General features: G+C 73.0%; 19 protein-coding genes. 11 read left to right on the top strand and 8 right to left on the bottom strand.

Translation table 11 applies throughout. The annotated features are described in order from the left end of the window. Positions 1 to 2 precede the first annotated feature (2 nt). The 8 genes from hppD (at position 3) to ACIBK9_RS13415 (ending at position 8840) form a co-directional block, all read left to right on the top strand. Positions 3 to 1091 (top strand): 4-hydroxyphenylpyruvate dioxygenase, encoded by a 1089-nt coding sequence (gene hppD, locus ACIBK9_RS13450; protein WP_397157921.1) that lies wholly within the window; start codon positions 3 to 5, stop codon positions 1089 to 1091. Beyond that, entirely contained in the window at positions 1088 to 2440 is a 1353-nt protein-coding gene (locus tag ACIBK9_RS13445; protein WP_358295596.1) for a condensation domain-containing protein, read from the top strand. The genes hppD and ACIBK9_RS13445 overlap by 4 nt, the downstream gene beginning before the upstream one ends. 5 nt (positions 2441 to 2445) lie before the next feature. After that, the gene (locus ACIBK9_RS13440; RefSeq protein WP_387673392.1) at positions 2446 to 3801 is read left to right on the top strand and encodes a nucleotide disphospho-sugar-binding domain-containing protein; all 1356 of its coding nucleotides are present in this window, start codon (positions 2446 to 2448) and stop codon (positions 3799 to 3801) included. Positions 3802 to 3831: 30 nt separating this feature from the next. After that, positions 3832 to 4815 (top strand): dTDP-glucose 4,6-dehydratase, encoded by a 984-nt coding sequence (rfbB, locus tag ACIBK9_RS13435; protein ID WP_352327799.1) that lies wholly within the window; start codon positions 3832 to 3834, stop codon positions 4813 to 4815. 18 nt (positions 4816 to 4833) lie between these two features. Continuing rightward, the gene (locus ACIBK9_RS13430; RefSeq protein ID WP_358295601.1) at positions 4834 to 6105 is read left to right on the top strand and encodes a class I SAM-dependent methyltransferase; all 1272 of its coding nucleotides are present in this window, start codon (positions 4834 to 4836) and stop codon (positions 6103 to 6105) included. Between the two features lie 11 nt (positions 6106 to 6116). Continuing rightward, complete coding sequence (locus ACIBK9_RS13425) at positions 6117 to 6869, top strand: class I SAM-dependent methyltransferase (RefSeq protein ID WP_397157918.1); 753 nt, start codon at positions 6117 to 6119, stop codon at positions 6867 to 6869. Beyond that, positions 6856 to 8010: an aminotransferase class I/II-fold pyridoxal phosphate-dependent enzyme gene (locus tag ACIBK9_RS13420; RefSeq protein WP_397157916.1), complete on the top strand. Its 1155-nt coding sequence runs from the start codon at positions 6856 to 6858 to the stop codon at positions 8008 to 8010. The genes ACIBK9_RS13425 and ACIBK9_RS13420 overlap by 14 nt, the downstream gene beginning before the upstream one ends. A 308-nt stretch (positions 8011 to 8318) precedes the next feature. Continuing rightward, complete coding sequence (locus ACIBK9_RS13415; protein ID WP_397157915.1) at positions 8319 to 8840, top strand: hypothetical protein; 522 nt, start codon at positions 8319 to 8321, stop codon at positions 8838 to 8840. A 51-nt stretch (positions 8841 to 8891) separates the two neighbouring features. On the opposite strand, the gene ACIBK9_RS13410 is transcribed toward ACIBK9_RS13415, so the two are convergent. Beyond that, positions 8892 to 10211 carry an MFS transporter gene (locus tag ACIBK9_RS13410; protein WP_397157914.1) on the bottom strand — a complete coding sequence of 440 codons (1320 nt, stop codon included), beginning with the start codon at positions 10209 to 10211 and terminating at the stop codon, positions 8892 to 8894. A gap of 47 nt (positions 10212 to 10258) precedes the next feature. Here ACIBK9_RS13410 and ACIBK9_RS13405 point away from each other — a divergent pair, with 47 nt between their 5' ends. Continuing rightward, positions 10259 to 11044 (top strand): SAM-dependent methyltransferase, encoded by a 786-nt coding sequence (locus tag ACIBK9_RS13405; protein ID WP_397157913.1) that lies wholly within the window; start codon positions 10259 to 10261, stop codon positions 11042 to 11044. A gap of 196 nt (positions 11045 to 11240) precedes the next feature. Beyond that, positions 11241 to 12278, top strand: a complete 1038-nt coding sequence (locus ACIBK9_RS13400; protein ID WP_397157911.1) for a trypsin-like serine peptidase — start codon at positions 11241 to 11243, stop codon at positions 12276 to 12278. A 20-nt stretch (positions 12279 to 12298) separates the two neighbouring features. On the opposite strand, the gene ACIBK9_RS13395 is transcribed toward ACIBK9_RS13400, so the two are convergent. After that, positions 12299 to 13735: a carboxylesterase/lipase family protein gene (locus ACIBK9_RS13395; protein WP_397158972.1), complete on the bottom strand. Its 1437-nt coding sequence runs from the start codon at positions 13733 to 13735 to the stop codon at positions 12299 to 12301. Between the two features lie 175 nt (positions 13736 to 13910). Here ACIBK9_RS13395 and ACIBK9_RS13390 point away from each other — a divergent pair, with 175 nt between their 5' ends. After that, a complete protein-coding gene (locus ACIBK9_RS13390) occupies positions 13911 to 14447 on the top strand; it encodes an RDD family protein (protein ID WP_397157909.1) in 537 nt (178 codons plus the stop codon). A gap of 16 nt (positions 14448 to 14463) precedes the next feature. On the opposite strand, the gene ACIBK9_RS13385 is transcribed toward ACIBK9_RS13390, so the two are convergent. From ACIBK9_RS13385 to ACIBK9_RS13360, 6 genes are all read right to left on the bottom strand, one after another. Then, positions 14464 to 15012 (bottom strand): GNAT family N-acetyltransferase, encoded by a 549-nt coding sequence (locus tag ACIBK9_RS13385; RefSeq protein WP_397157907.1) that lies wholly within the window; start codon positions 15010 to 15012, stop codon positions 14464 to 14466. 40 nt (positions 15013 to 15052) lie between these two features. Then, complete coding sequence (locus tag ACIBK9_RS13380) at positions 15053 to 16366, bottom strand: cation:proton antiporter (protein ID WP_387673364.1); 1314 nt, start codon at positions 16364 to 16366, stop codon at positions 15053 to 15055. Between the two features lie 149 nt (positions 16367 to 16515). Then, the gene (locus ACIBK9_RS13375; protein ID WP_397157904.1) at positions 16516 to 17733 is read right to left on the bottom strand and encodes a cytochrome P450; all 1218 of its coding nucleotides are present in this window, start codon (positions 17731 to 17733) and stop codon (positions 16516 to 16518) included. A 32-nt stretch (positions 17734 to 17765) separates the two neighbouring features. Further along, positions 17766 to 18902 (bottom strand): hypothetical protein, encoded by a 1137-nt coding sequence (locus ACIBK9_RS13370; RefSeq protein WP_358295627.1) that lies wholly within the window; start codon positions 18900 to 18902, stop codon positions 17766 to 17768. A gap of 116 nt (positions 18903 to 19018) precedes the next feature. Continuing rightward, the gene (locus ACIBK9_RS13365; RefSeq protein WP_397157902.1) at positions 19019 to 20128 is read right to left on the bottom strand and encodes an NAD(P)/FAD-dependent oxidoreductase; all 1110 of its coding nucleotides are present in this window, start codon (positions 20126 to 20128) and stop codon (positions 19019 to 19021) included. Further along, positions 20125 to 21135 (bottom strand): hypothetical protein, encoded by a 1011-nt coding sequence (locus ACIBK9_RS13360; RefSeq protein WP_364335108.1) that lies wholly within the window; start codon positions 21133 to 21135, stop codon positions 20125 to 20127. Before ACIBK9_RS13360 ends, ACIBK9_RS13365 begins: the two co-directional genes overlap by 4 nt. Positions 21136 to 21248 lie beyond the last annotated feature (113 nt).

Below are 21248 nucleotides of genomic sequence, written 5' to 3'. Positions count from 1 at the left end.
CCATGACCACCACGACGATCTTCGACGACCTGCGCCTGGACCACATCGGCTTCTACGTCGGCGACCTGGACGGCGAGACCGCCCGGCTGACCGGCTCCCTGGGCCTGGCGGCCTACGCCACGGCCCAGGACGGCCGGGCCCGCGCGGCGGCCCTGGGCGCGAACCGGATCAGGTTCGTGCTCACCCAGCCGCTGACCGCCGACCACCCCGGCGCCGGCTACCTCGACCGGCACGGCGACGGCGTGTCCGACATCGCGCTGGGCGTGCCCGACGCCGCGGCCGCCTACCACGAGGCGGTGCGGCGCGGCGCCCGTCCGGTCTCGGCCCCCGCCGGGCGCGACGGCTTCGTCACGGCCGCCGTCCACGGCTTCGGCGACGTGCTGCACACGTTCGTGCAGCGCCCGGCCGGGGCGCGGGAGCGCGCGCTGCCCGGCTTCCGCGACACCGCGCCGCGGCCGGCCGATTCGGCCCTCGGGCTGCGGGAGGTGGACCACCTGGCCGTGTGCGTCCCGGCCGGGGAGCTCGACGCCACCGTCGAGTGGTACCGGCGGGTCCTCGGCTTCGACCTCACCTTCGCCGAGCGCATCGCCGTCGGCTCGCAGGCCATGACCACCAAGGTCGTGCGCAGCCGCGGCCGCGGCGAGGTGACGTTCACCCTGATCGAGCCGGACGTGACCAGGACGCCCGGCCACATCGACGAGTTCCTGCGCGACCACGGCGGCGCGGGCGTGCAGCACCTGGCGCTGGCCGCCGCCGACATCGTGACCGCGGTGGAGGGCACCGCGGCCCGCGGGGTGGAGTTCCTGACCGCCCCCGACGTCTACTACAGCCTGCTCGCCGAACGGGTCCGGCCGGTGAAGTACCCGCTGGAGGACCTGGCCCGGCTCGACATCCTCGTCGACGAGGACCACGACGGGCAGCTCTACCAGATCTTCGCCCGCTCCACCCACCCCCGCGACACCTTCTTCTTCGAACTCATCGAGCGACTGGGCGCCCGCAGCTTCGGCAGCGGCAACATCAGCGCCCTCTACCGGGCCGTGGAGCTCCAGCGCAGCGGCCGACGCGATGCCCGCACGGAGGCGGCAGCATGACCATTTCCCCGCCGGCGATCCGGTACCCCCTGTCCTACACCCAGCACTTCCTGCGCCTGTTCGACCAGGGCGACGCCCAGGGGCCCTTCAGCGCCCGCTACAACATCGTCGTCGGCTGGCGCCTGCGCGGCCGCATCGACGTCGACACCCTCCAGCTCGCCATGGACGACGTCGCCGACCGGCACGACGCGCTCAACATGACGATCACCCGTGGGGAGGGGGAGGCGTACCAGGTGCGGCAGCCGTCCGCGCCGGCCCGGCTGCTCGTGGTCGACCTGCCGGCCGCCGCCCCCGAGGAGCGCGCGCTGCGGGCCGAGGAGCTGCTGACCGAGGTCGAGGCCGGCTCCTACAGCCTCCAGGAGCTGCCGCACCTGCGCGCCATCCTCGGCCGGTTCGACGACGAGGACGCGGTGCTGGCGCTGATCGTGCACCACACCGCGGGCGACGGCTGGTCCATGCAACTGCTCATCCGCGACATCGTCACCCGCTACGCCGAGCGCCGCGGCCACGCCGTGCCGCCGCTGCCCGAGCCCCGGCCCTACCACGAGTACGCCGGACGGCAGCAGGAGCAGGCCGGCAGCGCCGAGACCCAGGCCGCCCGCGACTTCTGGGCCGAGCGGCTGCGCGGGGCGCGCATGCTGGCCGTCCCCACCGACCACGCCAGGTCGGCCGGGCTGGCCAAGCTCTGCCCGGTCCACCGGTTCTCGCTGCCCAAGGACGTCTCCGCCCGGGTGATCAGCTACGCCAGGACGATGCGCAGCTCGCCGTTCATGGTGCTGCTGGCCGCCTACAACGTGCTGCTCAGCCGGATCACCGGGGCCACCGACCTGGTCGTCCCGGTGATCAGCTCCGGACGCGGGCAGCCGGAGTTCCAGGAGACCGTGGGGCCGTTCTTCAACTTCCTGCCGCTGCGCACCGGCCTCGACGGCTGCGCCACCTTCCGGCAGGTCGTCGAGCGCTCCCGCCGCACCTGCATGGACTCCTACGCCAACGAGATCCCGTTCCTGCAGATCGTGGCCGAGGCGCCCGAGCTGATGGCCGACGCCGCGCTGGAGAGCAAGGCGCTGTGCGCGCTGCAGGTCTGGCAGTTCGCCACCGGCCTGGACGGCGAGCGCGTCGGCGACCTGGAGATCGCCGAGGTCCGCGAACGCCTGCTGGACCAGCCCAACGGCACCGACATCCCCGACGGCGCGCTGCTCACCTTCGACATCGCCCCCTCCGGCGAGATCTTCGGCAACTTCGCCTACAACAGCAACCTGTTCACCGAGAGCACGATCGTGACGATGGTGGCCGACTTCGGCGAGATCCTGCGCGCCGGCCTGGCCGCCCCCGACTCGCCTCTGGAGTGATCGCCATGCGCGTGATGTTCACCGTCTTCCCCGCGACGGCGCACTTCCTGCCGATCGTGCCCTACGCCTGGGCGTTGCAGGCGGCCGGGCACCAGGTGGTGGTGGCGGCCCCGCCGGGCGTCGACACCGGGGTCTCGGTGCCCGACTTCCACCGGTCGGTGAACGCGGCCGGGCTGACCGCGGTCTCCTGCGGCGCGCCCGAGCCGCTGTCGGTGCACGACCGCGGCTACCCCGGGTTCGCCGGCCTGATCCCGACGATCGAGGAGTCGGAGCGCCTGGTCGCCGCGCTCGGCATCACCGAGGCGGAACGCCCGCCCTGGGATGTCTTCTACCACTTCGCGCTGCTGACCATGCGCAACTACCATCCGCCGGAGCCCCGCCAGGACGTGCGGGCCGTCGTCGAGTTCGCCCGCGAGTGGCGGCCCGACCTCGTCCTGTGGGATCCGTGGTTCCCGTGCGGCGCGGTGGCGGCCCGGGTCTGCGGCGCCGCCCACGCCCGTACGCTGCTGGCCCCCGACTACACCGCCTGGGCCGCGGACAAGTTCGCCGGCAGCGGCGAGCGGAACCCCATGACCGGGGTGATCGGCCCGCTGGCCGACAGGTACGGCGTGACCGTCGACGACAACCTGCTGCTCGGCGACTGGACGGTGGACCCGTTCCCGCCCGGGATGAGCCTGCCCACCCCCGGCGTGCGCCGCCTGCCCGTCCGGTACGTCCCCTACACCGGGGCGAGCGTCGTGCCCGAGTGGCTGCGCCGACCGCCGGAGCGGCCGCGGGTGGCGATCTCGCTGGGCGTGTCGATGCGCACGTTCTTCAAGGGCGACTGGGGGCGCACCGCCAAGCTGATGGAGGCCGTGGACGGCCTGGACGCCGAGGTCGTCGCCACCCTGGACGCCAACCAGCTGCTCGACCTGGACCGCCCGCTGCCCGCCAACGTGCGCGTGTTCGACTACGTGCCGCTCGACCAGCTCCTGCCGACCTGCTCGGCGATCATCCACCACGGCTCGATCGGCACCTTCGCGGCCGCCTCGGCCATGAACGTCCCGCAGGTCGTCTGCGACACCGACGAGCACAACCGGCTCGTCGGCACCCCCGTCGAGGGCGGCATCGACTGGCAGCTCCAGTGCCAGAAACAGCTCACCTCGACCCGAACCTCCCGGTACGTCACCACGCGCGGCGCCGGCGTGCGGATCAACCACCAGACGCAGTCCGCGGCCGAGATCCGCGACGAGCTGCTGCGCGTGCTGAAGGACCCCTCGTTCACCAAGGGCGCGGCCGCCATCCACGAGGACTGGCTGGCCACGCCGAGCCCGACCGACATCGTCGCGGAGCTGGAGCGGCTGACCGCCGCCGCCCGGTAGCCGTCGACCCCTCAGACAGGAGGCGGACAGTTGCGGATCCTGGTCACCGGCGGCGCCGGTTTCATCGGCTCGGAGTTCGTCAGAGCCACGTTGCGCGACTCGCCGGGCACGCGGGTCACCGTCCTGGACAAGCTCACCTATTCCGGCAACCTGGAGAACCTCGACCCGGTGGCCGGCCACCCGGGGCTGCGCTTCGTGCAGGGCGACACCGCCGACCCGCTCGTGGCCGACGAGGTGGTGGCCGGGCAGGACGCGATCGTGCACTTCGCCGCCGAGACGCACGTCGACCGGTCGATCGTCAGCGCGACCGGCTTCGTGCGCTCCAACGTGCTGGGCACCCAGACCCTGCTGGAGGCGGCCCTGCGGCACGGCGTCGGCCGCTTCGTGCACGTCTCCACCGACGAGGTGTACGGCTCCATCGCCGAGGGCTCGTGGACCGAGGAGACGCCGCTCGCGCCGAACGTGCCGTACGCGGCCTCCAAGGCCGGCTCGGACCTGCTCGCGCTGGCCTTCCACCGCACGCTCGGCCTGGACGTCGTGATCACCCGCTGCACCAACAACTACGGCCACTACCAGTTCCCCGAGAAGGTCATCCCGCTGTTCGTCACCAACCTGCTCGAAGGCCGCCGGGTGCCCCTGTACGGCGACGGCGGCAACCGGCGCGACTGGCTGCACGTCTCCGACCACTGCCGGGCCATCCGGATGGTCCTCGACCGCGGCCGGGCCGGCGAGGTCTACCACATCGGCGGCGGCAGCGAGCTGAGCAACCTGGAGCTGACCGCCCGCCTGCTGGAGGCGTGCGGCGCGGGCTGGGACATGGTCGAGCACGTTCCCGACCGGCCGGGGCACGACCTGCGCTACTCCCTCGACATCTCCAAGATCGAGCGGGAGCTGGGCTACGCGCCGTCGGTCGACTTCGAGACCGGGCTGGCCGCGACCGTCGCCTGGTACCGGGACAACCGGTCCTGGTGGGAACCGCTCAAGCACCGCGAGCTCGCCGTGGCCGCCCACTGAAGATCATGAGGAGAAGCCATGCAGGACATTGTCCGACGTCTTGACACGTGCCGGGTCTGCGGGCGCGACGACTGGCTGGAGGTCACCTCCTTCGGGTCCGTGCCGCTGGCCAACGGCTTCCTCGACCCCGCCGACCTCCCGGCCGAGGAGCCCGCCTACCCCGTGGACGTCATCGTGTGCCGCAACTGCCGGCTGATGGCCATCCGGCACGTGATCAGGCCCGACGTGCTGTTCCGGCACTATGTGTACGTCACCTCCGAGTCCGACCAGATGACCGGCCACATGCGGCGCATCGTCGGCTGGTGCACCCGCCGGGCCGGGCTCGCGCCCGGCGAGCTGGTCGTCGAGCTGGGCAGCAACGTCGGCCTGCAGCTCGCGCTCTTCCAGGAGCAGGGGCAGCGGGTCGTCGGCGTGGACCCGGCCGAGAACCTGGCCGAGATCGCCAACGCCCGCGGCGTGCGCACGCTGCCCGAGTTCTTCGGCGCCGACCAGGGCCGCCGCATCCACGCCGAGCAGGGCGAGGCCAAACTGGTGCTCGGCCGCCAGTGCTTCGCCCACATCGACGACGTGCACAACGTGCTGGACGGCGCCACCGCCGTGCTGGCCCCCGACGGGCTGGTCGCGATCGAGGTCCCGTACCTGCTGGACCTGCTGGAGGAGAACCAGTTCGACACGATCTACCACGAGCACCTGTCGTACTACTCGGTCACCACGCTGAGCCACCTGTTCGCGCGGCACGGCCTGCGCATCGTGGACGTCGAGCGGGCGGCCGTGCACGGCGGCTCGATCGTCGTCTTCGCCGCCAGGGAGGGCTCGGCCCACCCTGCCCGCCCCTCCGTGAACCGGCTGCTGTCGCTGGAGCGGCAGAGCGGCCTCGACTCCGACGAGGCCTACCTGGCCTTCGCCGAGCGCGCCCACCAGGTGATCAAGCAGATCGGCGACCTCGTGCGCGACCTGGCCGGGCGCGGCCTGACCGTCGCCGGGTACGGCGCGCCGTCCAAGGGCACCACCCTGCTGCAGTTCTGCGAGCTCGGCCCGGCCGAGGTGCGCTTCTGCAGCGACACCACCAGTCTCAAGCACGGCCGGCTGCTGCCCGGCACCCGCATCCCCTGCCGCTCGCCCGAGCAGGCCCGCGACCAGCAGCCCGACTACTACCTGCTGCTCGCCTGGAACTACGCCGACGAGATCATCTCCAAGGAGCAGGACTTCCTGCGCCGCGGCGGCAAGTTCATCATCCCCATCCCGCAGCCGAGGGTCGTGACGGCCGAGCCCGTCCCGGCGGTGGCCTGAAGGAGATCTGCATGGAATACGGATCCGACCACGCCGAGTACTACGACCGCGTCTTCCGCAGCCGCGGCAAGAGCTTCGAGGGCGAGGCCCGGGAGCTCGACCGGATCATCAGGGAGCGGTCGCCGCACGCGGCCTCGCTGCTCGACGTCGCCTGCGGCACCGGCGCGCACCTGGAGACCTTCGCCAAGCTCTTCGACCACGTCGAGGGGGTCGAGCTGTCGCCCGACATGCGGGAGGTCGCCGGACGGCGGCTGCCCGGCGTGCCGCTGCACGCCGGCGACATGCGCACCTTCGACCTCGGACGCACCTTCGACGCCGTGACCTGCATGGGCAACGCCGTCGGCGAGCTGGGCTCCTACGACGAGCTGGTGGAGGCCGTCGGCCGGATGGCGGCCCACCTGGCGCCCGGCGGCGTCCTCGTCGTCGAGCCCTGGTACTTCCCGGAGAACTTCCTCGACGGGCACGTCGGCGGCCACACGCTGGTGGAGGAGGGGCTGGTCATCTCCCGCATGACGCACTCGCGCAGGGAGGGCGGCAAGAGCCGGCTGGAGGTGCGGTTCAGGGTCGCCGACGCCTCGGGTTTCAAGGAGTTCTCCGAGGTCCTGTACTCCAGCCTGTTCACCTGCGACCAGTACCTGGAGGCGTTCGCCAAGGCGGGCTGCCGGGCCGAGTTCCGGCCCGCGTTCAAGCTGGCCGACGGCCGGCCCAACAGCCCCGGGCTGTTCGTCGGCGTGCGCGAGGAGGCCGGCGATGGCCTCCGGTGAACCCCTCGTCGTCGGGCGGCCGAACGCGGGGGAGCGGGCGCGCCTGCTGGAACGGCTCGGCGGCGTGCTCGACCGGCTCTGGCTGACCAACAACGGCCCGCTGGTGCGCGAGTTCGAGGCGCGGCTGGCCGACCTGACCGGCGCCCGGCACGCCGTGGCGACCTGCAACGCCACCACCGGCATCCAGATCGCGGCCAGGGCCGCCGGGCTGCGGCCGGGCGACGAGGTGATCGTCCCCTCCTTCACGTGGGTGGCCACCGCCCACGCGCTGGAGTGGATCGGCATCGTCCCGGTCTTCTGCGACTCCGACGAGATCACCGGCAACGCCGACCCCGACCACGTCGAGCGCCTGATCGGCCCGCGCACCCGGGGCATCCTCGGCGTGCACGTCTTCGGCTACCCGTGCGACGTGGACGCCCTGGAGCGCCTGGCCCGCGCGCACGGGCTCGTCCTGCTGTTCGACGCGGCGCACGCGCTCGGCTGCACCTACCGGGGCAGGCCGATCGGCACGTCCGGGGACGCCGAGATCTTCAGCTTCCACGCCACCAAGTTCGTCAACAGCGTCGAGGGCGGCGCGATCGTCACCGACGACGACGACCTGGCCGCGCGGGTCAGGGAGCTGCGCAACCAGGGCATCGACGCGGCCGGGCAGATCTCCGGGGCCGGCACGGTGGCCCGGATGAGCGAGTTCCACGCGGCCATGGGGCTGACCTCGCTGGAGGCCATCGACACGATCGTCGAGGCCAACCGGCGCAACCAGCGGGTCTACGAGGAACTGCTCGCCGGGCTGCCGGGCGTCGTGGTGCGCGGCCAGGCGCCCGGCGAACGGGCCAACTTCCAGTACCTCGTCATCGAGGTGGACGAGGCCGTCGCCGGCGTGTCGCGGGACGCGGTGCTGGAGGCGCTGCTCGTGGAGAACGTGCACGCGCGCCGCTACTTCTCCCCGATCTGCCACCAGGTCGAGCCGTACCGGTCGGACCCGGGCAGGCACTTCCCGCTGCCCCTGCCCCGCGCCGAGGGCCTGGCCGCCCGCGTCCTGTCCCTGCCGACCGGTCCCACGGTGGACGCCGGGCACATCGCCGGCATCTGCCGCGTCGTCCGGGAGACGGTCCGGGCGGCCGACCGCCGGCTGGTCGCCTGACCCCATGAGAGGCGGGGTGCCTCCGGGTACGGAGGCGCCCCGTCGTGTGCCGACGTCGCGCTGGAGAGTGATCTGCGTCACCCTGCGTCCGGTCGTGGGCCTTGATCAGCGCTGATGGCGTTGGAGCCGTCCCCGTGGAACGGGCAGCCGCGATTTCCCGATTGATCACCTTCCATGAACGCATCGGCTCGGTCTAAATGGGCGTTGGTCATCATTTCGCCTCCAGGGCCCGTTCAGGCAAGGGGATAGCCGTGTACGTCACGGTCTCGGACGGCGCGTTCGCGTCCTGGCTCAAGCCGGTGGACTGAATGCGGCGTCGACATGTGATCCTCGGGCTGGTCGTGCTGGGGTTCGCCGTCATGGCGGCCGTCCTCCACGGGCGGTGGCAACTCGCCGACCGCCCGCCGCAGCGCTACGCCGAGTGCGAGTCGAACGTCGCGGGCGCGGACTGCGCCCGCGCGTCCGAGGTGTTCGAGGACTGCCGGAAGGGCCGCGTCGACCAGATCGGGCGCTTCAACTGCGGGCGCGTGATCGATCTGCACTCGGCGTGCGGCCGGCGCAAGGGCGCGTCGGACGACCTCACCTGCGGGCTGGTCGCGCACGACTACCTCAGGTGCGCCGTCAGCGGTCACGGGGCGTCCGCCTGCTTTGCGATCGAGCAAGCATTTCTGGGGTGCCTGGACGACGGCCGTCAGGATGTGCCTGCGTGCAAGGCGGATCGTGGTGAGCGCATGGACTGTCTGTACGCCCGCAACCTGAACAAGGAGCGCTGCCGGCTGCTGAACGACGTCATGCTGAGCACACCCCTGCCGAGCCGGCCCCCTGGGTGAGCGACCCCCGCCCGCCGCCAGGCCGGGGCGGGCGGGGTCGCCGTCCTCCGGTCAGGCCGTACGGCTGGGTTCCGCCTCGGGGACGGGGGTCACCCGGCCGCGCACGGCCAGGCCGAACAGGGCGACCAGCAGGCCGCACGCGCCCGCCAGCGCGAAGGGGGCCGCGGGCCGCCACAGGTCGTAGAGCCAGCCGCCGACGCCGGAGATGACGAAGATGCCGATCGCGCCGCAGAGCGTCTGGACGCCGAAGCTGGAGCCCCGGTAGCGGGCCGGCACCTGCTGGGCCAGCAGCGGGCCCGCCGTGGTGATGACGCCGATCTCGCCCAGCCCGACGGCCGCCGCCACCAGCATCATCCCCGGCCCGAGCGGGTCGCTGACCAGCAGCGTCGACAGGTACGCGGCCCCGGCCAGCGCCTGGGCCAGGATCACCACGTCCTGCCGCCGCATCCGGTCGCCGAGCCAGCCGAACAGCGGCGCGCCCACCACGATCACCATGTACGCGATGCCCACGATCGCGCCGCTCTTGGCCAGGGCCTCGGTGGCGGACATGCCGCGCACGGCCTTGGCGTAGTCCACGATCCACAACGACAGGAAGCTCGCCACCAGCGCCAGGTCGGCCCTGGCCACGAAGGACGCCGCGTACGACAGCGCCACGCCGGGGTCGCGGGCCAGCCGCACGCCCTCGACGACCAGCCGGCCCAGCCCGGCCTGCTGCCCGGCCGAGTGCCCGGCGGGCGGCTCGACGGACGTGGCCAGGCCGGGGGCCAGCGTGCCGCGCAGGGCCAGCGCGCCCAGCAGCACCAGCCCGGCGACCACCAGGAAGCCCACCTTGGCCGCCGTGGCCGGGGCCATGCCGCCGCCCTCCAGCATGTTCGGCAGGCGTACCAGCACCAGCACCGCGATCACCGCGCCGATGCCGCTGAACAGGCCGAGCCAGCCGTAGGCCTTGCCGCGCGCGCGGTCGCGCACGTAGTCGGCGGTGATCGCGGACATGGTGACGTTCAGGGCGGCGATCCCGAGGGCGAACACGACCCGCAGGGCGACCAGGACGGCGACGTTGCCCGCGAACGGGTAGAGCGCCGCGCCCAGGGCGCACAGCAGCAGCCCCGCCACGGCGACCGGCCGCCGGCCGATCCGGTCGGCGAGCGCGCCGTACCAGGCCAGGCTCAGGATGAGCGCCACCTCCGCGGCGACCTGGAGGTAGCCGGTCGTGCGGCCCAGGTCGTCGCCGGACAGCCCCAGCGCGTCGGTGAGCAGGTACGGCTGGGCGGCCGGCAGGAACGTGATGACCGCCGTGCCGAGGAGCCCGAGCCCCATGCATGCCCAGAGGTTGGTCCTGCTGATCCCCGTCGCGGGGTCGAGACCTAACATGGCAGAGATCATCCCAACGTCAGCCCTAGATCGTCTAGGTTTGGCACATGATGAGTGACCGAGTCCCGCCGGGCGTCAGCGCCGCGGTGCCCAACGTGGCGCGGATGTACGACTACTACCTCGGCGGGAAGGACAACTTCGCGTCCGACCGGGCCGCCGCGGAGAAGGTGCTGTCGATCATCCCCGAGATCAGGGGCGACGCCCGCAACAGCCGGGCCTTCCTCCAGCGCGCCGTGCGCCACCTGCGGCAGGCGGGCGTCGACCAGTTCCTCGACATCGGGTCGGGGCTGCCGACCGCGGGCCACGTGCACGAGGTGATCGAGGGCGCGAAGATCGTCTACGTGGACAACGACTCGGTCGTGCTCACCCACTCCCGCGCCCTGCTCGGCCACTCGCCCGACGTCACCGTCCAGGAGGGCGACCTGCGGCGGCCGGAGGCCGTCATGGAGCGGGCGGCGGAGGTGCTGGACTTCTCCCGGCCGATCGCGCTGCTGGTGGTCTCGCTGCTGCACTTCGTCACCGACGCCGAGGACCCGGTGGGCGTCGTCCACCGTTACCGCGACCTGCTGCCCGCGGGCAGCCACATCGTGCTGACGCACGTCGCCCCCGACACCATGCCCAGCAAGGCCGACGACGTCAGCGCCGTCTACCGCAACGCGACCTCGCCGTTCACGGCCCGCCGGCGGTCGGTGTTCGCCTCCATGCTGGACGGCTTCGACCTCCTGGAGCCGGGCATCGTCAACACCCGCGAGTGGCGTCCCGACCCCGACACCGACCCGTCCCCGATCGACGGCGACTACCACCTGTGCGCGGTGGGCCGCAAGCGGTCCTGACCCGCGCGGCTTCCCTCCGGCGTGGCCCATCACCTCCGGGTGGTGGGCCACGCGTGTTTCCGCTCGCCCCACCGTTTCGAACATGTGATCCAAAACGTGTGGGCTTCCGTCGCCGGCCGTGCTTACGATCTTGGTGTTCGCCGGCCGGGCCGTCCGGCCGGCCCCACCGGACGGAGAGATGTCCTTGAGGCGTGCAATGATCGCGTCAGCCGCCGCGCTGAGCCTGCTGACCCCCGTCGTCGTGGCCGGGGCCGCGCGGGCGGCCACCGTCGCGACGGTCCCGCTGGCCACCGTCGTGGACAAGGCCAGGGAGGTGGCCGGGTTCTGGCTCGCCGACGCCGCCGCCAACCTGCGGGCCGCCACGCCGTACACCGTGCTGGCCGCGGCGACGGGGGGCGAGCGCCTGTCCACCGGCGTCGTCCCGGACGGGCCCGCGGTCAGCACCCCGCCGATCGGGGCCGAGAGCCCGCCGCCCGGCGACGAGGTCGTGACGTCCGGCAAGGTGTTCTTCATCGGCGGCGACGGGCTGCCTCACTGGTGCACCGGCACCTCGGTGCAGTCGGCCTACCGCAACCTGGTGGCCACCGCGGGCCACTGCGTGTTCGACGTCGAGGCCCCGATGGGCGCGCTCGGCAAGTGGGTCTTCGTCCCCGCCTACTCCGACGGCGCCACCCCCTACGGCCTGTACGTCGGCAAGCAGGGCATCACCCACTACGACTTCGAGGACCTGCACGACTTCGACCGCGACTACGCCTTCGCCACCGTCTACAGCGGCGTCGTCCTGTCCGCCCCGGACACGCTGACCACCGTCGGCCGCCTCGGCGACAACGTCGGCGGCCTCGGGATCGCGGCCAACCAGCCGCTCCCGCCCGCGGCCGACGTCTTCGGCCACCCCTCCGGGCCGCACCCCGACGGCTCCGGCCCGTACACGGGCCGGAGCCTCGAACGCTCGACCGGGCCGACGTTCGCGGTCGAGCCCTCCGGCCTGCGCGCGGACCGGCCCGTCGGCGTGGACTCGCCGTTCACGGCCTCGCCCGGGGCGGCGTGGGTGACCGGGTACGACGCCGGGACCCGCGCCGGCTACCTGACCGGCCTGACGATCAGCGTCGCCGACACCGACGCCGACGGGCGGTACGACACCGGCATCTCCCCGTACTTCGACACCGGCCTGTTCCAGGTCTACCGGGACGCGGCCAACCGCTGGACCGGCTCCATCACGTACGTCTCCGGCTGACCCGGCCCGCGCGGCGTCGTTCAGTCGATGACGGCGATGCCGGCGGCGGACCAGAGCGCCCTGGACGACGCCTCGGGGTCGGCCACGTCCGAGGAGCGCACGTCGAAGACGTGGGTGACGGCCTTCTCCGGTTCGTGGCCGGGCCAGCCGGGGTCGCCCGTGGCCGCGAACCGGGTCCAGGCGGTGCGGAACTGCCGCGAGAGCGCCTCGGCCTCCGGGACGCCGCCGGTCAGCATCGCGGCCAGCGGCGTGTCCAGGGTGCCGAAGGTCAGCGGCACGTCCAGGCCGTGGCAGGCGCCGAGCGGGGTGGGCGACCAGGCCAGCTCGTAGGCGAAGGTCCGCCCGCGGTGCGCGTCGGCCAGCAGCGCGCTCGGCATCCTGAACAGCCAGTCGGACATGAGCGTGCCGTACAACCGCCGCGCGGACGCCCCGGGGAGGGCGGCGCGGTAGGCCGCGTCCGCGCCGGGCGGGGCGAGCGCCGCGAGGGCCGCGTCGAGCCGGGCGGGCAGATCGGCCTCCGGCCGCGGGTCCATCGACAGGAAGAGGTCGAACTCGTCCCTGGTGAAGCCCACGATCAGGTTGACGTCCCGGGCGGCGCCCCCGGCCAGGGCCGGCCACGGCGGCGAGGGCAGGATCTCGCCGTCCACGACCGGCATGAACGGCACCGACGCGAACGCCAGCCGTCCCCATCGTCCGGGGAAGGCCGTGAAGTCCTCGGCGGCCACCGCGCTCCCCGCCGCGAGCAGCTCCTCCGGCGCGCTCTCGGACGGCGCCGCGCCGCCCAGCCGCTCGACGACGGCCGCGGTGACGCGGGCGGCCCGCTCGGGGGTGAGGAACAGGCCGGGCACGCTCTGCGCGATCGCGCGCCGGAACAGGCCGGCCGCCGAGGGCATCGTCAGCAGGCAGGCGACCGAGCCCGCGCCGGCCGACTCGCCGAAGATCGTGACGTTTCCCGGGTCGCCGCCGAACGCGGCGATGTTCTCCTGGACCCAGCGCAACGCCGCGACCTGGTCGAGCAGCCCCCGGTTCGGCGGCGCGCCGTCGATCTGGCCGAAGCCCTCCATGCCGATCCGGTAGTTGAACGAGACCACGACCACGCCCTCGCCCGCCAGCGTCCGCCCGTCGAACTCCGGCAGGTCGGACGAGCCGGTGACGTACGCGCCGCCGTAGATCCACACCATCACCGGCAGGCCAGACCCGCCGGGGTCGGGCGACCACACGTTGACGGTGAGGCAGTCGAGCCCGCCGGTGGAGCTCCACGCCGGCATCCCGGGCACCACCGCCTGCTGCGGCGGCCGGGGGCCGAAACCGGTGGCGTCACGGGTGCCGTCCCAGGGGTCGGCGGGCGCCGGCGCGGCCATCCTGAGCGATCCGAAGGGGCTCTTCGCGAACGGAATGCCCCTGAAGACGGCGATGCCGTGCTCGTCGGTCCCGCGTACCCTGCCTGCGGTCGTCATCGTCACCACTGACCATCTCCTTCCCGCGGGCCTGTGCCCGTCGGCAGTGTCGATGTTGAACGATAGAGCCTGTGTTGGTCGGCATAGGTTTGAGGGGTGCCCCCTCGTCCTTCGCCTGGTCGCCGCCGTGCGAAGATCAGGCTCCCTTGTGTGTGCGGGTCATGGAGGCGACGCGTTGCTGAACGAGCGGGAGCGGACGCGCGGCGGCCGGGCGGCGTTACGTCCAAGGCTGGTGGCGGCCGGCTGGGACTATCTCGTGATCGCCGCCTGGCTGACGGCGCTGGCCGCGGTGTTCGTCCCGCTGAGCCGCGCGGGAGCGGGGTTCGGCGGGCTCGGCGTCCTGGGCACCGACCTGCTGATCACCGCGCTGAGCGTGCTGCCCGTCGGGGCGTACCTGGTCATGGGGGAGGCGGGGCGGCGGCAGGCCACCTGGGGCAAGCGGCGGGCGGGCCTCGTCGTGGCCCTGGCCGGTGGGGGGCGGCCCGGCGTGGCGCGGATCGTGGCGCGCGCGCTGGTGAAGCTGCTTCCGTGGCAGTGCGCCCACATGGCGGTCTCCCGGCTGGTCCGCGAGCCGGAGTCGGCCGTCGCCATGCCCCTTCTGGTCGCGGCGTACGCCCTGGCCGGGGCCTCGGTCGTGCTGGTGCTGACCCGCCGCGACCGGGCCGCCCTGCACGACCTCGTGACGGCCACGCGGGTGGTGCCGTCGCCCTGACGCCTCCTTGAGACGATCAGACCTCCGGCAGGGAGGGATCGGGCTGCCAGGGGCTCGGCGCGGTGACGGACCAGCGTTCGTGGTCGCGCCAGGCGCCGTCGATGTAGAGGTAGTCGGGCGAAAGCCCCTCGTAACGGAAGCCCAGCCGCCGGGCCAGGGCCAGGGACGCCTTGTTCGCCGGCTGGATGTTGGCCTCCAGGCGGTGGAGCCGCAGGTCGCCGAACGCGTGCCGCAGGGCGAGGGTGAGCCCGTCGGTCATGTAGCCGCGCCCGGCGGACGGGGCGAAGGCCGCATAGCCGAGGGACGCCCCCTGGTAGCGGCCCCGGATGATCGAGTTGATGTTGACCGTGCCCGCCGCGGCGCCGCTCTCCCGGACGCGGATCAGGAAGCCCAGGTTGAGGCCGTCGTCGAAGCGGCGCATCCAGGTCCGGAACTCCTCGGCGGTCGAGGGCAGTTGCATCCACGGCCGGTGCAGTTCGGCGCTGGCCCGGACGAGCGAGCAGAACTCGTCCTGGTCGGAGAGGGTGAGCGGGTGCAGCTCCACCCGTGACGGCGTTTCGGACATGGGGCAACTTTAGGGCGTGCCGTGCGAGGCGTCGTCCCCGTCAGCTCGCCGTGGTGGTCCAGGCGCGGTGGGCCGTCTCGCGGATCTCCTCGTCGGCGGTCTGCTCGACCCGGGCCATCGCCGCGCGCAGGATGGGCGGCGTCATCAGCGAGGTGACGATCGCGACCAGCACCACCAGCGTGTACGCCTCGACGCTGAGGATGCCCAGCCGCAGGCCGACCATGGCCACCACGACCTCGATCACGCCGCGCGCGTTGAGCCCGGCGCCCAGGGCCAGCGCCTCCCAGCGGTTGAGCCGGCTCAGCCGGGCGCCGGCGTACGCGCCGACGAACTTGCCGACGATCGCGACGGCCAGCACCGCCAGCCCGGCCAGCAGCACCGGCGGGCGGGTCAGCGCGGTCAGGTCCATCCGCAGCCCGGCGGTGGCGAAGAAGACGGGGGCGAAGCCGTACAGCGTCACCGTGCGCAGCGGCGCCAGCCGGGCCGGGTCCACCCGTCCCGCGCCGCCGATGAGCATGCCCATCACGAACGCGCCGAAGACCGACTCCAGGCCGAGCGCGTGCGTCCCGGCCGAGGCCAGCACGATCAGCATGATCGCCATGCCGACCGTCGGGCCCGCCTCGGGCGACCGGGCCGCCAGCCGCATCGCGCCGCGCACCAGCGGACGCCCGACGGTCAGGGCCACCACGACGATGGCCACCAGGTAGGCCAGCGAGGTGAGCACGGTGCCGGTGCTGACCGCGTTGACGGCCATGGCGCTGACGATCGAGAGCATGAACCAGCCGAACGCGTCGTCGATCATTCCGGCGGTGAGCGTGAGCTGGCCGATGTTGCGGTGCAGCAGCCGCATGTCCATCAGCGTCTTGGCCAGCACGGGGATCGCGCTCACGCACATCGCCACACCCATGAACAGCGCGAACACCGTCGCGTCGGTGCCGTCGGGGACGATCATCCGGGGCAGCAGGAACCCGGTGGCGATGCCGAGCCCGAGCGGGATGACCAGGCCGCCCACGCTGATCCCGGCCGCGGTGGCCGCCCGCCGGCGCACCAGGTTCAGGTCCATGTGGATGCCGGTCAGCCCGACCAGCAGCAGCACCCCGACCTGCCCGACGGCGTCCAGCAGGTGGAACTGGCCGGGGTCGGCGGGGAAGAGCCAGCGCTGGAGGTCCGGCGCGACGTGCGCCAGGATCGACGGCCCGAGCACGACCCCGGCGAACAGCTCGCCCACCACGGCGGGCAGCCGGAACCGGGCCGCCAGCGCCCCGAGCCCCAGGGCCAGGCCGAGCAGCACTCCGATCTGCAACAGGAACACGAGCATGCCGTGCGCGCCGATGGGGGCGATGGGCGTCTGCATGAATACCCCTGGAGGTCGATCCTGGTTTCCGAACCCGGATATTCAGCAAAGAACGCCTGGCGCGGACGCCGCAACGGACCCGTTCACATGCGGCAATCTCCGAGAAGGCAGCCCATGAAGATCCGCAATCACGGAGAAACCGGCGGAGCTCAGCCGGTGGCGCGCGGGCCGAGCAGCACCGGCAGGGCGCGCACGCCGTTGTCCAGCAGCGAGGTGAGCCGGGGCAGGTCGTCCAGCGGCCCGGCGGCCCGGATGCCGGGGAACGTCGCGAACAGGGCCGGCAGCGCCACCTCGGCCTGCAGCCGGGCCAGCGGCGCGCCCAGGCAGAAGTGCGGCCCGTGCCCGAACGCCAGATGCGGCACGGCCGGCCTGGTCACGTCGAAGTCGGCGGCGTTCTCGCCGAACCGCTCGGGGTCGCGCCCGGCGGCGGAGAAGCAGGCCAGCACCGCCTCGCCGGCCCGCAGCCGGACGCCCTCGATCTCCAGGTCCTCCATGGCGTAGCGCATCGGGAAGTAGGCGTTGGGCGACTCCCAGCGCAGCGCCTCCTCCACCGCCGCGCTCCACGGCACGGCCCCCGAGCGCAGCAGTTCGAGCTGCTCCGGACGGCCCAGCAGGGCGCGCACGGCGTGCGCGATGAGGTTGATCGTCGTGACGTGGCCGGCGATCAGCAGCACCTGCACGGTGTCCCGCAGCTCGGCGTCGTCCAGCCGGCCCTGGGCGTGCAGCGCGATCAGCTCGCTCGTCAGGTCCTCGCCGGGCGTGCCGCGCCGCACCTCGATGATCTCCCCGACCAGCTCGAACAGCGCCCTGCGACCCTCCGGGCTGTCCGGCGGGCTCTGGTCGAGCTGCACCACCTCGTCGGTGAGCTCGCGCAGGCGCTCGCGGTGGGAGTCGGGCACGCCCAGCATCTCGACGATGACGCGCAACGGCAGCGGGTAGGCGTACTCGGCGCGCAGGTCCACCGGCTCGCCCGGCGGCCTGGCCGCCAGGTCCTCCAGCAGGTCGCCGACGATGGAGGTGATCCACGGCTCCATCCGCTGCACCTGGCGCGCGCTGAACAGCTTGACCAGCGGGCCGCGCAGCCGCCGGTGCTCCTCGCCGTCGGCGTTGAGCATGGACGCGTCGGTGACGAGCCGCATCAGCGACGTGCCCTGAGGAGCCGCGGCGCGGGCCTTCGGGTCCCAGTACCGGATGTCGCGCGTCATCGCCGGGTGCGACAGCACCGCCTCCAGCGTCGCGTGGCTGGTGGCGGCCCAGGCCAGCACCCCCTCCACCCGTACCGGGACGAGCGGGCCGGCCCGGCGCAGCCGCTCGTCGCTGTCGTGCAGGTCGAGGGTGGCCGGGTCGAGGACGAACTCGGGTTCCATGGTCATCCTGTCTGTCTGGTGCGGTCGGGCGGTCATCGGCTCGACGTCGCCCCGCTGTAGCGGCGGGGGAGGACCATGACCGGGTTGTCGTCGAGGATCACGTCCGGCGGCCCGAAGCGTTCGGCCACCCGGCGGATCTCGGGGTCGTCGAGCAGCAGCAGCCGGCCGTCGAGGACGAGCGGCTCGTCGTCGGCGTACAGGGTGGGCCGGTCGACCTGGCAGTCGCAGTGGGCGAAGCCGGGCGCGGTGGTGACGGCCACGCCGTCGGTGAGCGCGTCGAGCCCGCAGTAGAACGCGCCGGCGTGCTTCTCCCGCTCGAACTGGCTGCCGCCGGCCACCCGCACCTTCGGGTTCAGCCCGATCAGGGCGTGCCGCAGGTAGAAGCCGCCGGGGGAGAAGCGGCGCAGCCGGTCGGCGGCCGTCCCGCCCTCGATCTTCTGCACGACGTTGCCGGCCAGGTGGACGCTCAGCGGCTCCTCGGGCACGCCGGTCACCGTGCAGTCCTCGACGACGAGCACGCCCTCGGTGTCGGCGGGCCAGAAGTTGACGCCGCCGTACGGGAAGGGCCGCCACTGGCCGGGGCCCGGCGGCTCGGCGTCCGGCATGAGGGTCAGCCCGGACAGCGTCAGGTCCGTGCCGGCCGTGGAGGTGACCCGGATCCTGGTGGTCGCGGCCAGCTTCTCCAGCGTGCGGTGCGCCAGGGCGTAGAAGACCTCGTTGGGCAGGCGGGCGCCGGTGAGCAGCGCGCCCGCCGTGGCGCTCATGTGCAGGGACGCGAACCTGACCGGCAGCGCCGCGATCTCGTCGAAGAACAGCGGCGCGGTGTGCACCTCGCCCCACCAGGTGCAGGCGATGACGACGTCGGACGCCCCGACCGCCGCCCGCTCGACGTGGTGCCCGGCCCCGCTGTCCCAGCCGCCCGGGCTGAACGGCGCCACCGACAGGATGTGCACGTCGGCGTCCCGGTAGGCCGCCGCGGCCGCGATGGCCTGGACGACCACCGGGTCGACGGTGTGCTCGGCCAGCACCAGCACCCGCTCGCCCGGCGCCACCCGCAGGTAGTGCACCAGGTTGCGGGCACCGGGCATGAGCTCGACGATCGAGTACGGCGCGGCCGTCGGCTCGGCCGCGTAGCCGACGGGCGCCGTGGCGTACGGATTCGTGGTCATCGTTGTCTCCCCCGGTGCCGGTCGTACCCGCTGCCGTGCCAACCCGCGGCAACGCCACGCCTCGATCACGGAAAGGATGCGGCGTCGGCGCGGGCGGCACGAGTCCGGGTGCGGTGTCAGCGCGAGCGTCGCCGCGATCCGGCCGACAGCTCGATCGGGTCGAAGCCGAACGCGTCCGCCGGGTCGTGGCCCAGGTACAGGTCACGGACCAGCTCCCCGGCCGCCGGGGCGTTGCACAGCCCGTGGCCGGAGAACCCGGTGGCGTACAGGAACGCCGGAGATCCGGGCAGCCGGCCGATGAAGGCCGACCGGTCGGGGCTGGCGTCCCTGGGGCCGCGCACCGCCGTCTCCAGCCCGGACAGGTCCAGGTCCGGGTACGTGGTGGCGAGCTGGGCCCTGGCCTTGACGAACCAGGCGTCCCGGTCGGTGCCGGGGTTGCCCATGCCGATCAGGATCCGGTCGCCGCGCCGGCGGATCAGCAGCCCGCTGGCGGCGTGCAGGGTGACCGGCATGTCCGGCACGTCGGGCAGCGGGCCGGTGGTGAGCAGTTCCTGCACCGCCGGCCCGGTCAGCGGCAGGTCCACGCCCGCCGCCGAGGCGATCCAGCCCGACCAGGCGCCGGCCGCGCACACGATCGCCTGCGCGGTGAGCGTGCCGTCCGCGGTCTCGACCCGTCCGGTGGCCGGATCGACGGCGGTGACCGGGCAGCCGGTGCGCAGCGAGGCCCCCGCCCGCGCCGCGCCCTCCGCGTACGCCTCCACGATGGCGGCCGTGTCGCTCACGAACGCCTGCGGCGACCACGCGGCCGCCAGCAGCGACGGCTCCTCGACCAGCGGGTTGAGCCGCCGGGCCTCCTCGGCGCCGATCAGCGACACGTCCACGCCCGCGGCCCGCTGCGCCGGCAGCTCGGCCTCGAACCTGTTCACCTGCTCCCGTTCGGTGAACAGCACGAGGTAGCCCACCTGCCGCATCGGCAGCTCGGCGCCGGGCCAGCGCGGGAACGACTGGTAGGCCGACAGGCTGCGCACCGCCATGGCGGAGCTGACCGGGTCGCCGGAGAAGTAGGCGCGCAGCACGTCCGCGGTGGCCCGCGAGGCGCCGGAGGCCAGGTCGTCGCGTTCCAGGACGACGGTCTCGACCCCCGCCTCGGCCAGGTGGGCCGCGATCGACAGGCCGATCACGCCGCCGCCGATGACCACCACCTCGGCCCGGTCGGCCTGGCTCATGCCGGGGCCACCGTCCCGCTCTGGAAGGGAGCCAGCATGGAGCGGGAGATCGGGGCCACCGAGCCGTCCGCGCGCAGGTGCTCGTCGACCTGCCACGGGAAGAGCTGGAGGTTCCAGGCGCCCAGGCAGTTGACGTACAGGGCCATGTGGCTCATGAGCGCGACGAAGTCCTCGCGGTCCTGGAGCTGGTCGGCGACCTCCAGCGCGCGCTCGGTGAACTGGTGCAGTTTGTTCAGCCCGCAGTAGCCGAGGAACTCGGCCGGGGTGGCGGCCATGATGCGCGCCATCTGCTGCAGGAACTCCAGCGGGAGCTGCTGCTGCTGGGCGGCCCTGACCAGGCCGGAGTAGCAGCAGTAGCCCAGCGGGCGGGTCTCGCCGTTGACGAACAGCATCGTGGTCAGCGTGGTGCCGAAGCTGCCCGCGCCCGAGGCGATGCGGCCCTCGTGCAGGTCGACCAGCTCCTGGGGCGGGTCGAGCCAGATGCGCTCGATCTCGTCGTGCAGCTCGGCGAGGAGCTGCTCGGCCTCGGTGTGCCGGGCCGTCGGGCGGCGCAGCTGGTGGCCGCCGCCGTCGCCGGCCCTGCGCACCTCGACGATCACGGGCTCGCCGCCGGAGTACACCGACTGCCAGACCGCCTTCCCGGCCTCGGCGAGCGCGTCGAGGTCCTCCTCGCGGACGGTGCCGATGGGCGTGGCGGGCATGGGCTCGCTCAGCGGGCCGTACTTGATGCCGAGGTGCTGGAGACGGGAGCAGAACACCGATCCGTCGGGCGCGATCCGCCGGTCGATCTTGTGGACGCCCGGGACGTGCAGCAACTCGGGCATCGGGGCCAGATGGTAGAGGTGGTGGCCCGCCACGAGGGCGTGGCCTTGCAGGCTGCGGTAGGGCAGGGTCCGCCACAACGCGTCGGCGAGGTCGCGGTTGCGTCCGTCAAGGTCTGCTGTGACCGATACGCCGATGGTGGGCCAGAGAATTTCGATCTGCCGCTCGGTGGCCGATTTGTTCATAACGCGGACAGTAACACAGCCGTTACGACCCGTAATGGAGGGGGTCGGACGGCGGCCGGAGGGGGAATTGTCCGGGAAGAGGGCGCCGTGGGCGGTCGTCGCGCGCGCCGGCG

The sequence above is a fragment of the Nonomuraea sp. NPDC050227 genome (assembly GCF_044459705.1).
Taxonomy (GTDB): Bacteria; Actinomycetota; Actinomycetes; order Streptosporangiales; family Streptosporangiaceae; genus Nonomuraea.
Note: the sequence above shows the minus strand (reverse complement) of the source record. Positions and strands in the feature narration are given on the sequence as shown.